This window comes from Neobacillus rhizosphaerae, from assembly GCF_937468385.1.
In the GTDB taxonomy this organism is placed as follows: domain Bacteria; phylum Bacillota; class Bacilli; order Bacillales; family Cytobacillaceae; genus Neobacillus; species Neobacillus rhizosphaerae.
In genome coordinates, this window is sequence record NZ_CALBWS010000040.1 from 31219 (window position 1) to 43898 (window position 12680).

The 12680-nt window shown below is 32.9% G+C and carries 10 protein-coding genes; 4 read left to right on the forward strand and 6 right to left on the reverse strand.

What is annotated here, in order from left to right:
* Positions 1-115: 115 nt before the first annotated feature.
* From M5A78_RS21980 to M5A78_RS22005, 6 genes are all read right to left on the reverse strand, one after another.
* Complete coding sequence (locus tag M5A78_RS21980; protein WP_248737421.1) at positions 116-1588, reverse strand: recombinase family protein; 1473 nt, start codon at positions 1586-1588, stop codon at positions 116-118.
* On the reverse strand, positions 1585-2415 hold the full coding sequence (locus M5A78_RS21985) for a hypothetical protein (RefSeq protein WP_248737422.1): 831 nt from the start codon (positions 2413-2415) through the stop codon (positions 1585-1587). The genes M5A78_RS21980 and M5A78_RS21985 overlap by 4 nt, the downstream gene beginning before the upstream one ends.
* A gap of 81 nt (positions 2416-2496) precedes the next feature.
* On the reverse strand, positions 2497-2994 hold the full coding sequence (locus tag M5A78_RS21990; RefSeq protein WP_248737423.1) for a recombinase family protein: 498 nt from the start codon (positions 2992-2994) through the stop codon (positions 2497-2499).
* Positions 2978-3157: a hypothetical protein gene (locus M5A78_RS21995; protein ID WP_248737424.1), complete on the reverse strand. Its 180-nt coding sequence runs from the start codon at positions 3155-3157 to the stop codon at positions 2978-2980. The genes M5A78_RS21990 and M5A78_RS21995 overlap by 17 nt, the downstream gene beginning before the upstream one ends.
* A 68-nt stretch (positions 3158-3225) precedes the next feature.
* On the reverse strand, positions 3226-3366 hold the full coding sequence (locus M5A78_RS22000; protein WP_248737425.1) for a hypothetical protein: 141 nt from the start codon (positions 3364-3366) through the stop codon (positions 3226-3228).
* A gap of 141 nt (positions 3367-3507) precedes the next feature.
* A complete protein-coding gene (locus M5A78_RS22005) occupies positions 3508-3669 on the reverse strand; it encodes a hypothetical protein (protein WP_248737426.1) in 162 nt (53 codons plus the stop codon).
* A 401-nt stretch (positions 3670-4070) separates the two neighbouring features.
* On the opposite strand from M5A78_RS22005, the gene M5A78_RS22010 reads away from it, so the two are divergent.
* The 4 genes from M5A78_RS22010 to M5A78_RS22025 all read left to right on the forward strand — a co-directional run bounded on the left by M5A78_RS22010 (position 4071) and on the right by M5A78_RS22025 (position 12428).
* Positions 4071-6359 carry an AAA family ATPase gene (locus M5A78_RS22010; protein ID WP_248737427.1) on the forward strand — a complete coding sequence of 763 codons (2289 nt, stop codon included), beginning with the start codon at positions 4071-4073 and terminating at the stop codon, positions 6357-6359.
* A gap of 96 nt (positions 6360-6455) precedes the next feature.
* Complete coding sequence (locus tag M5A78_RS22015; RefSeq protein ID WP_248737428.1) at positions 6456-7922, forward strand: type I restriction-modification system subunit M; 1467 nt, start codon at positions 6456-6458, stop codon at positions 7920-7922.
* Positions 7919-9040 carry a restriction endonuclease subunit S gene (locus tag M5A78_RS22020; RefSeq protein WP_248737429.1) on the forward strand — a complete coding sequence of 374 codons (1122 nt, stop codon included), beginning with the start codon at positions 7919-7921 and terminating at the stop codon, positions 9038-9040. The genes M5A78_RS22015 and M5A78_RS22020 overlap by 4 nt, the downstream gene beginning before the upstream one ends.
* Positions 9041-9083: 43 nt before the next feature.
* Positions 9084-12428 carry a DEAD/DEAH box helicase family protein gene (locus M5A78_RS22025; protein ID WP_248737430.1) on the forward strand — a complete coding sequence of 1115 codons (3345 nt, stop codon included), beginning with the start codon at positions 9084-9086 and terminating at the stop codon, positions 12426-12428.
* Positions 12429-12680: the final 252 nt, after the last annotated feature.

Below are 12680 nucleotides of genomic sequence, written 5' to 3' on the forward strand. Positions count from 1 at the left end.
CCCCTAGTTATAGGGGTTCTGGTTATAGTCTCAGTTTGCGATAATTCCGAACAGCTAAATGTTCGGTTCTATGTCCAATAATCAAATATTACATTTCGACAATTCATCCGATAGGTTAATCAATTAGATTGGAGAAGATATTTGATTTAAAATGTAATTGTGGTTCCTTGTCAGTAGAGAGAATAAGGTAGTCTACAAAATACAGGATGATGAGTCTTTTCTCATCTGGTCCTAATTGATGATCCAGTATCTCATTAAATCTGGAAAAGAACTGATCCTTTTCTACAAGTTGATAAGTTGTCTTTAAATTTTCTTGGCAAATCGTGTATTCTTTTAAAGAATTTTTGTGTTGTTGAATAAATTCCGAAATTTTTAGCTCAAGTTCTCGATCTTTAAGATCTCTTGAGATCTTTAATTTTTCTTCTAGCTTTTGTAAGAGTTTTTGCTTTGCATCAACATTTTGTTCAACTTCTATACTCATTTCGTTAATAAAAGCCAATGTCTTAGGTTTTATTTGGATTGTTGAAATTGACTCCTTTACACGATTTAGTATTATTGGGATAAACCTGTTATGAACTTCTTTAATGCCAACTTTATATCCGCAACTTTTACATACATAGTAATGATAGTCGTATTTGACTCCATTTCTTTTAGTAGAGCCATTCTGTGTGCTTAAGGGCTGATCGCAATGTCTGCATTTCACTTTGTTTAAAAATAAAAAAGGTGTATCTATACGGCCAAAAGTTTTTTGTAGATGATTGTTTTGTTTGATTAATTGAAGATGGAATCTGTTAATGATAGGTTGATGTGATTCTTCAAAAATGAATTGCTTTTGCCCATCATCTTTTCTCTTATGTACATCCCAGATTAACTTGCCTGTATAAACTGGGTTTTTAAGTATGTTTTCTACTGTACTAGACCGCCATATTCCGCCTTTAGGTGAAGGAATCTCTGCTTCATTTAAGATTGTGGCTATTTTTTGTAAAGATTTCCCCCAGGTAGAGAGAAAAAAAATGAAGGATACAATGTCCGCATTTTCATTCGGTTCCAATTGTTGTTGGTGTTTTTGTTTTTTTATCTGATTATATCCATAAGGAGTTTTTGATCCAGGTCTAAATGTTTCATTATTTTCTAAAAAGGTTGTTAAATTTCCTACTGCACGCTCAGATTTTACTTCTGATTCGTGCTGAAATAACAAGAAATTCATTTTGATACTAGTATCTTCCGGATCAAGTGGTTTATTTGAATCCGTGGTGTAAACCTCAAGTTCCGGCAGTTTTTCTAGCATAGGTCGGTAAAAATCAATCGTGAATGAATAACCGGTACGATCCATCCGAGAAATATCGTGGAAAATAACGGTTGGTATATTCATTTCAACCATTTTTTCGGCCATTTTCATTAATTGTTTTCGTTGGGCTGCACGTTTGGAATAAGCACTAGTAACATCTTCGATGAAAATTAGTTCAACAGGGACAAAAAGGTTATTCCGTTTAGCGAATTCTTGAATATGCTGTTTCTGGATTTCAACACTGTTATTTTTTTGTTGTTTATACGAAGAACGACGAATATAAGCAAATGCTAATTTCAAAGTAAATCATCTCCGTTAAAAATATATTGGGACTGAAAATCTTGTAGATAGTCAAATTTGCTAACCTCAATGTTTACCTCGTTTGGATAAACAAATAAGCTCCGGATAAGCACCGATGTAAGGAAAAAAGGATTTGCTTGTCTGCATTTATGTAAATAATCTTTTATTAGTCCCACCAAGCTCTCGTTTTCTAATAAAAGGTCTTTTTTTTCTTCTATTTGGTTAAGGAACTCCTTTTGTTCATTCTCTAATTTATTTAAATCAACGTAGTGAGTGTTCTCTCTCCAATTGCTAAAATCATCAGTCTCTAAAATGATTTTTTCCATCAAGTGATGTTTTTTTATCTCCAATGCTTTCAGTTCTAACTCAATGCTTTTGCGAATTAAATGGAAAAAATGCCTTGAATCTTTAAGTAGTTGTTCTGTATCTAGGTGCTCAATGATTTTCTCCAAAGACTTATTAACAATAAGAAAAAAATCTTCTGATGCTATTAAAGCTTTTGGATGTTTACGTGAACAGGAGTACCAGGCTTTTTGATCAAGGACATTAAAGTGAAATTTCATTGGCTTTCTACAAATACCGCAGTACACATCATAGATATCTTGATTTTTTAGTGACTGTTCTATCTCTTGATAGGATAAAATTACGGCATTGTTAGCTTGCAACTTTTGGAATTCGTCATAGCTAAGGTAAGGATCAACGTGTGAAAGTTTGTTCTTTCCTGTGGTCAGATCATAACCGGCATAAAAAGGATCCTTCACAATTTTTAATAACTGATTTAGAGTGGTTTTGAGAATTTTTTTAAATTCTTTTAAAGTTTGTTCCAAATCTTTGTGTGTTGTAACTTCCTTGATTGCCGAAAAATATAAGAGTAAATCATCCTTTTTTGCAGGATCCTTACTATACTGTTAGGTTTCTTTTTGCTTTATATATCCAAGTTTGCGGGGTGGATATCTTTTTCTCGCTTCTTCAGTTCGCCTAGCAATGTTTTTTCCCTCAACATCACTTACAATGTTCATTACTCCTTCAAGAAGTGTGCTATCTGTTGCCTGCTGACCGTTCCCCGACGATGTAAAGAAAATCTTCACTTTATGTTTTTTACACAGAGAAACGAAATAATTTGACTCATAAAAGTCCCGGAACAATCTTGAACGATCAAAGGCATAGATAATATCAACTTGATAATTAATTATCATTTGAATGAGTTTCTTCATTTGCGGCCGTTTCTCAATATCGAGTTTGTTAGCAGAAACTCCATCCTCATTCATAATTAATATCTCATCGGGGATGTAATTCTCTCGGTACATAGCATCAGCAGATTCCTGCATAGCTAAATCCTGGTTGATGGTGCTCACTCTTCGAAAAAAGACCTTAAATTTGTTTTTATTTTTAATTGTTTGAACCATTGTTGCTTCTTTCCTTTACGATGTCTTGATAAAGTAACTTCGCCTGAAGCCGATGAGGTACATCTAATTGCTCAACAATTATTCGCTGGATTAATTGTTGAAACCAAATATCAGCTACAGGGTTCATCTCAGATTCCGTTTTTATATTAATTTTTTTCCGCATTAACAACACACCTCCGTTTTTCATCTTTGACGGAAATAGGTGTGTTTTATACTGTTAAGGAAACTTAACTAACTATTGATAGGGCACGGATCGTCAAATTCCAAATCAAATCTTAGCTGAACAGACTCTTCTACATCTTTTTGTTTAATAAGTATTTGGATAATTCCTTTCTCCTGGCCTGGAAAAGACTTAATGTTCTTTTCTTTCATTGTTAATCCTCCAATATTTATAGGTTAGAAATTGCTGTAGTAGGAATGGAGATATGTAACCATCCTCCTGTAGCCTTACTAATTTTTCTGCAAAGTTGTTGTGGGCTAATCTTGTTAATGAAAAATCTTGTTCTGTATGGCTCAAGCACAATCACTTCGTAACTGTCTATTTTTATCTAATAGATTATTATCTTTTGCTGATTGATCTATAATTCTTTCTAATTCAGAAACTAATAACTCTTGGATAATAGTTTTTACATTCAGTGCATTTTCTTGTGATGCGTAGCAGCGGATAACTTTCATAAAGTATCTCTCCTTGTTCCTGTAATAAATATGTCTGAAAAATGGATGTAACTAAAGCTCAATACTCTATCTTTTTTAAGTGTTTAATTATTGGTTGAATTACTTCCAAATTTCTTGCTTTAAATTTTTCACACGGATTATATTCTTTAATTTTTTCAAAAACCAAGGTTTCTAGAAAAAATAAATATTTTTTTCATCAAATTAGGAAACAACAAAACTTAATATATTTCTAAGTGTTTAAATATTTGTTTAATTTATTCCTAATTTACTAGCTCAAAATTTAATCGAACGGATTATATTCTTTAAATTTTAATAAAACCACAGTTCTTGTATGGTATTTTATGGTAAGGTTTAATTGGTATATGAGGACTTATTTTCTAGTGGGATTAGGGAGTGAAAAAATGATCAGTAGAATTAGTTTAAAAAGCGTTGCCACTTACGATGAAGATGGTGCTACACTAGATGATTTAAAAAAGATAAATTTTATATACGGTAACAATGGAACCGGTAAAACAACAATTACTGAGTTTATTCGTAACCCAGAAAATTTTCAAAACTGCTCATTAGAGTGGAAAGATGAAAGTATGGTTACCTATGTTTATAACCGTAACTTTGTAAATGAGAATTTTCGCTTAGATAATCCAATTAAAGGTATATTTACGTTAGGTAAGGATTCGGTTGATTTAAAAGCAACAATAGACGATTTAAAGGAAAAGGTACGTAGTCACCAGGATGAAATCAAAAGAATAAGCGATATATATGATGAAAAGAAAAGGGAAAAAGAAAATGTGATAGATGAGTTCAGAGAAAAATGTTGGGAAATCAAAAGAGAAATAGATACTGATTTTAAAGATTTAATTGAGGGATTTAGAAATTCTAAAGATAAATTTATGCAAAAGTGCTTAGTGGAATCTAGTAATATGCATAAAGAGTTAAAAACAATCGAAGAGATTAAACTAAAAAAGGAGTCTATTTTTGATAGGCCGGCTGAAAAAGTTCAATTAATTAAAAGTATTTCTTATGATGAGATATTAGAGAATAACCCCATTTTAAAACAAAAGATTATAGGTAAGGAAGATGTTGATATTGCTGACTTAATATCTAAATTAAACATCAGTGACTGGGTACAACAAGGAAGTATGATTTTAAAAGAGACAGAAGGAATATGCCCTTTTTGTCAGCAGACGCTACCTAGTGTATTTGAAGATAAATTAAATTGTTATTTTGATCAAACTTACATAAATCAAATAGAAGCTTTAACAACTGTTTCTGAGAAATATCAACAGAGAATTGAATCCATATTAGCAGAGATAAGTGAAGTAGCAGTACAGCAAAATTCGTTTATTAATAAAGACAAACTTCAACAATTACTTAGTTTAATTCAATCTAAGTATGAAGAGAACCAGCTCTTAATCCAACAAAAGAAGAAGGAACCAAGTAGATCGGTAGAACTTGTCAAACTATCAAGTTTCTTAAAAGAGGTAAATACAGAGATTACATATGCAAATAATAAAATTAATGAAAATAATCGATTGATTGAGAATGTAAAAGTAGAAAAAGAAAATCTAATTAATGATATGTGGCGTTATATTGCGGAAAAAAACAAATCAAACATTGATAATTTTAACCGAAAAAAGTCCAGGATTGAAAAGGCTATGACTGGTTTGGATCGTAGCCGGGAAACAAAAAATGGTTATAAGAGACAATTTGAGGACGATCTACTAAAATATCAAGAACAAGTCACTAGTGTTGAGCACTCAGTCAATGAGATAAATAATATCCTTAAATCTTTTGGCTTTAAAAACTTTAAATTGGCAACAACTTCTGAAAAAGGAAATTATAAAATTGTAAGGGAAGATGGTCAAGATGTTAAAGATACATTAAGTGAAGGGGAAAAGACTTTTATTACATTCCTATATTTTTACCAACTTTTGAAAGGTAGTAATAATAAAGAAGATATAGTTACTGATAAAGTAGTCGTTATTGATGATCCTATTTCCAGTCTAGATAGTAACGTTCTCTTTATGGTGAGCAGCTTGGTTAGACAAATAATGTTCGATATAAAAAATGACTCCACAGACATTAAGCAATTATTTATTTTTACGCATAATATTTATTTCCATAAAGAAATTACTTTCAATCAAGGAAAGAAAAGTTACGGGGAAGGAAGCTTCTGGATTGTTAGAAAGAGAAATAATAAATCCTACATTCAAAGGTATCAAGAAAACCCAATTAAGACCTCCTATGAATTGCTTTGGAAGGAATTAAAAATAAGAGAGTACCAAAGTATAGTCTCAATTCAAAATGTTATGCGGAGAATTCTAGAAAATTATTTTAAGTTCTTCGGAAATATAAATATCGATGAATTAGAAGATAAATTTGAATATGAAGAAAAAGTGATATGCCGCTCCTTGATTTCGTGGATAAATGATGGTTCACATTATATAAGTGAGGACTTGTATGTAGAAGGTAACGAAGAAGTAGCGGATAGGTACTTCGAAGTTTTTAAGAAGATATTTTATATTCAGGATCATAAAGCTCATTTTGATATGATGATGAGTGATTATCAATATGAGTCAATTCATATTGATAAAAATGGAGAAGCAGAAGAAATGGCAGAGGAACAGGGAGCCCTAGCAGAGATTGAAATCGCTATGAAGCAAGTTGCTAGTGGAAGTGAACAGGTATAAATCCTTTTAAAGATTCCTATTTGTTAAATTTGGGAAAATCAATAAGGGTCATTATATAGTATAATAGTCATAAACATAACATTTTGAGGTGTACAGATGATTACAGGCGAATTAAAAAACAAAGTTGATAGAGTGTGGGAAACATTCTGGACTGGAGGTATAACTAATCCGTTAACTGTGATAGAGCAGTTTACGTATCTTTTGTATATTAAAACGCTAGATGATAATGAAAAGAAAAAAGAGATGGATGCAGAATTATTAGGTTTAGACTTCGAAGGAATCTTTCCAAAAGATAAACCGCAGTTACGTTGGTCTATCTTCTCAAATATGGGTCCGGAGGAAATGTTTAAAGTAGTATCCGAAGAAGTATTTCCATTTATTAAAAATTTAGGTGGGAAACAAACTGTTTATTCAAAATTTATGAGAGATGCTATTTTTGTTATACCAACTGCTTCTTTATTAGCAAGAGTGGTTGCTGGAATTAACGGGTTATTACAAACTAGTAGCTCTACCGGAAATAAGGATACTTTAGGGGATTTATATGAGTACTTGTTATCGAAACTTTCGACAGCAGGAACGAACGGACAATTTAGAACTCCGCGTCATATTATTGAAATGATTGTTCGGCTTATGAAGCCGACACCAGAGGATATAATTGTGGACCCGGCAGCTGGATCAGCAGGGTTTCTTGTTGCATCCGGTGAGTATTTAAAAGAAAATCATAATGATATGTTCCTTATTCAGAGCCTTAGAGAGCATTTCAATCAAACAATGTTCCACGGATTTGAGATGGATGGAACAATGTTGCGTATTGGTGCAATGAATATGATGCTTCACGGTGTAGATAATCCCAACATTGATTATCGTGACAGCCTTTCTGAACAAAATAAAGATACTGAACAATATACACTGGTTCTAGCTAATCCGCCATTTAAAGGATCTTTAGATTATGAATCAGTGTCTGCTGATCTTTTAAAAGTGACCAAAACAAAGAAAACAGAACTATTATTCTTAGCTTTATTCTTAAGAATGCTAAAAAAAGGAGGACGCTGTGCGTCGATAGTTCCTGATGGCGTTTTATTTGGGAGTTCAAATGCACACAAATCCATTCGTAAAGAAATCGTAGATGATCACAAACTGGAAGCAATTATCTCGATGCCATCAGGAGTCTTTAAACCTTATGCTGGAGTCTCTACAGCAATAATGATTTTTACAAAGACAGGATCTGGAGGTACAGATAACGTTTGGTTTTATGATATGAAAGCGGATGGATTCTCTTTAGACGATAAACGTAATCCAATTGATGCAAATGATATTCCTGAAATTTTAGAAAGATTTCATAACTTAGAAGGTGAAAAGAGCAGGAAACGTACAGATCAATCCTTTTTTGTTTCAGTGGACGAAATTCGTAATAATGGATACGACTTATCTATTAATAAATATAAAGAGATTGAGTATGAAGTAGTTGAATATGAAAAACCAGAAGTTATATTAGAAAAAATAATTATATTAGAAAAAGGAATATTGAAGGGTTTGGAAGAAATGGAGAGATTGATTAAGTGAGCAACGCTATTGTTTCTTTAGTATCAGTTTGTGACTTCCAAGGAGGTACCCAACCTCCTAAAAGTGAATGGATAACTAAATATAAAGATGGGTATATTCAAATGTTGCAAATAAGGGATTTTACACAAGAAAGAAATGAAAATGAGTATGTTCCACTTAAATCAAATTTAAAGACTTGTGAAGAAGATGACATATTGATAGCAAGATATGGTGCCTCGATTGGAAAAATATTAACCGGTCGAAAAGGAGCTTATAATGTTGCAATAATTAAGACTATTCCTGATGAGCAGAAAATCACTAAAAGATATCTATACTATTATTTGAAATCCAATATATTTCAAAACTTTGTAAAGAACGTTGGTACAAGAGCAGCTCAAGCTGGATTTAATAAACAAGACCTGGAAAATTTGGAAATATATTTACCTTCATTAGTAAGGCAAAAACAAATTGTAGAAATATTAGAAAGTGCTCATTTCCTTATTGATAGTCGTAAATCACAAATAGAAGCTTTATCTTCCTTGAAACGCAGTGTTTTTTTTGAAATGTTTGGAAACCCAACAATTAATCCAATGAAATGGGATATAAAACTTTTGGGTGAAATTGTAGATAATGAGAATTCAAAAAGGGTTCCAATCAAAGATGCTGATAGGAAAAAGATATCTGGGATTTACCCCTATTATGGAGCAACAGGAATAGTTGACTTTATAAATGATTACAAGTTAAATGGGGAATATTTATTAATCTCTGAGGATGGAAAAGCTCTAGAAAGTAGAAATAAACCAATTGCTTTTTTAGTTTCCGGTAAATTTTGGGTAAATAACCACGCTCATATAATTTCTGATAATGGAAAATGCGATTTACGATATTTAGAAACATATATAGATAATATAAGTATAAAGAATTATGTAACTGGAATTGATCAATATAAGTTAAATCGAGCTAATCTTGATAAAATACCAGTAATGTGTCCACCTAGAGTGCTCCAAGAAGGTTTTAGAAATATTGTAAAGCATATTGAGGAACAACTATGTACTTTAGAAACCTCTCTAATAGAATTTGAAAAAATTTACAACTCTTTTTTACAACGTGCTTTCACAGGAGAATTATTTAACGATTAGCTGGTTAATTGAAGTAACTAGACACTCATTAGGGGGGAGCCATTTGTTTAGCAATTTTGAGTTTTTAAAAGAAAAAGCTCAATTTAATACTTTTGCAAATGCTTGCTTGGAGGCGGAGAAAAGCCTTCAAGTGAGCCCTGCTACTTGTGCGATTTTGACTCGTCGTGCATTAGAGCTTTCAGTTAAATGGTTATATACATCAGATAGTGAATTAAAAGTACCTTATCAGGATAATTTATCGAGTTTGATTCACGAGCCAACATTTAGGGAAATGATAGATGAAGATCTTTTTCCTTTAATGAAATACATCATTAAATTAGGCAATGTTGCAGTACACACCAATTCAGCTATTACAAGAGATGAAGTAGTACTAGCATTACACAATCTTCATCAATTTATTGATTGGTTAGATTATTGTTATTCTGATAATTATTCAGAGTCAGAATTCAAAGAAGAAGTTCTTTTGAGTGGAGAAGAGCCAAGAAAAAGACCTGAAGAATATAAAGAGTTGTATGAGAAGTTAAGCTCGAAGGATCGCAAACTTGAAGACTTGATGCGAGAAAATGAAAAGCTACGGAAGGTTTTAACTGAAAAACGTTTAGAAAATACAGAACAATACGATTTCCAAGTAGATGAGCTATCAGAGTATAACACCCGAAAAATTTATATTGATCTGGAGCTTAAATTAGCAGGGTGGGAGTTTGGACGTGACGTTCTTGTAGAGTATCAAGTAACGGGTATGCCCAATAATCAAGGTATTGGATTTGTTGATTATGTTCTACTTGGGGACAATGGTAAGATAATAGCAGTAGTTGAAGCAAAGAAAACTTCGTATGATGCTAACAAGGGAAAACAACAGGCAAAATTATATGCAGATTGCATTGAACAAATGCACGGACAACGACCTGTAATTTTCTTTACGAATGGATTTGATATTCGTCTTTGGGATGATATGAATTATCCGGAAAGGAAAGTTTCCGGTTTTTATACGAAGGCGGACCTCCAATTACTAATTGACCGACGGACGATTCAAAGACCATTAATTGATATTGAAATTAATGACGAGATTTCGAATCGTTACTATCAAAAGGAAGCGATTCTTTCTGTTTGTGAAGCCATCCAAGCCAGGCAAAGAAAGGCACTTCTTGTTATGGCAACTGGAAGTGGAAAAACAAGAACTGCTGTTTCTTTAGTTGATGTCTTAGTAAGGCATAATTGGGTTAAAAATGTCTTGTTTTTAGCGGACAGAACTGCTCTTGTATTACAAGCTAAGAAAAACTTTAATAATCTACTTTCAAGTATGACATTATGTAATTTACTTGATAACAAAGACAATCCTGAATTAAGCCGAATGGTATTCTCAACATACCCAACAATGATGAATGCGATTGATGATACGAAACGAAAAGACGGTAATAAACTGTTTACTGTTGGCCATTTTGATTTGATCATTGTCGATGAAAGCCATCGTAGTATCTACAAAAAGTTCCGTGCAATCTTTGAATATTTTGATGGTATTATATTAGGATTAACGGCTACGCCCAAAGATGAGATTGATAAAAATACTTATGATATCTTTGGTTTAGAAACAGGTGCCCCAACATATGCCTATGAACTTGAACTAGCAGTAAAAGATGGTTATCTTGTTGAATATCGTACAATTGAAACCACTTCAAAAATCTTGGACGATGGAGTGCGTTACGATGAATTGTCCGATGAAGAAAAAGAACAATATGAAGATACTATTGATGAGGTGGAAGGCGAAGAAATCAGTAACTCGGCTATTAATCAATGGTTGTTTAATGACAATACGATTGATCAAGTTTTAAATGACCTGATGGGAAATGGTATCAAGGTAGAGGGTGGAGATAAGCTAGGTAAAACGATTATCTTTGCTAATAATTCCAAACACGCTAAGCGTATCGTAGAACGTTTTAATCATATTTACCCGCAGTATAACGGAAAGTTTGCTCGTCAAATTGATTATAAAGTGGATTATGTCCAGACTCTTATTGATGATTTTTCAACAAAGGATAAGTTTCCGCAAATTGCCGTATCCGTGGATATGTTAGATACCGGAGTCGATATTCCTGAAGTCGTCAATCTAGTATTTTTCAAAAAGGTTCGTTCTAAGTCGAAATTTTGGCAGATGATAGGCCGTGGTACTCGTCTTTGTCCAGATCTATTTGGAATTGGGGAAGATAAAAAGTACTTTTTAATATTTGACTATTTAAGAAATTTTGAGTTTTTCCGAGAGAATCAAAAAGGAATTGAAGGAAAACTTTCAGTAGGGTTAACCGAACGAATTTTTAATTTAAAAGTAGACATTATTAAAGAACTTCAAGCACTTGATTTTCAGGACGAACCGTATATTCGACACCGAAACGATTTAATTGATGGCGTGCATCAGGAGATTCATCGGTTAAATGATGAGAATTTTCAGGTAAGGATGCATTTACAATTTGTCCATAAATATAAAAATCGTTCGAATTGGCAAGCACTTACTGTCACAAATGTAAGTGAGATTCAGGAGCATATTTCTCCATTAATTATTTCCATTGTGGATGATGAACTTGCGAAACGGTTTGACAGTGTAATGTACTCCATTGAACTTGCAAAGCTAACAGCAAAGAATGCAACTAGGCCAATAAAAAGTGTTGTGCAGACAGCAGAAGAATTATCTAAACTAAGCACCATTCCGCAAATTAATGCGAAGCGGGATATATTAATAAAAGTTCAATCCGAGACATTCTGGGAAGAAGCAAATATATTTGAACTTGATGAAGTGCGTGAAGCGATTCGTGAGCTCGTTAAGTTTTTAGAGAGAGAGAATCAAAAAGATTACTACACGAATTTTACCGACATCTTTACAGTTATCGGTAAAGAAGATACACCATTTTACGGTTCAAATGATCTGCAAAATTACCGGAAGAAGGTTAATCAATATTTAAAGGAACACTTAGATCAAACAGCCATCTATAAGCTGCGTCATAACAAGCCGTTAACCAAACAAGAAGTGCAAACTCTTGAAGGAGTCCTTTGGGCTGAACTAGGTACACAGGATGATTACAAAAAAGAATTTGGCGATACTCCAATTACAAAACTCGTAAGACAAATAGTAGGTCTAGATCAGCAAGCAGCAAATGAGGCATTTTCAGAGTTCCTTAACGAAGAAAAACTAAACGTTAATCAATTGCGATTTGTAAAACTCATCATCGATTATGTCGTTAAGAACGGAACCCTTGAGAAGAAAATATTGCAAGAAGATCCTTTTCGTTCTTTGGGAAGTGTAACTGAATTATTTAGAGATAATCTGGATAATGTGCGTGGCATCATTCGTGTAATTGATATGATTAACCGGAATGTTGAGGAGTATGAAGGGGCTTAAGTAGAATTTTCATAATAATTGAATATAAAAATGGACCGAGTTTGGTCCTTTTTTACGTAACAAATGTAAATATGGAGGAGGGTTGACTCTCTCTACTTAACAAAAATAAAATAACTACCTACTTGAGGTAGTTATTTCAGACTGTCGACAAATCCGAAAATATTCGGGTTTGCCGGCGGTCTTTTTTGTATAATTAAGGTACAGAGATTTTAATGGGGTGGATGAAATGCTAACTAAAAATACACAGATGAA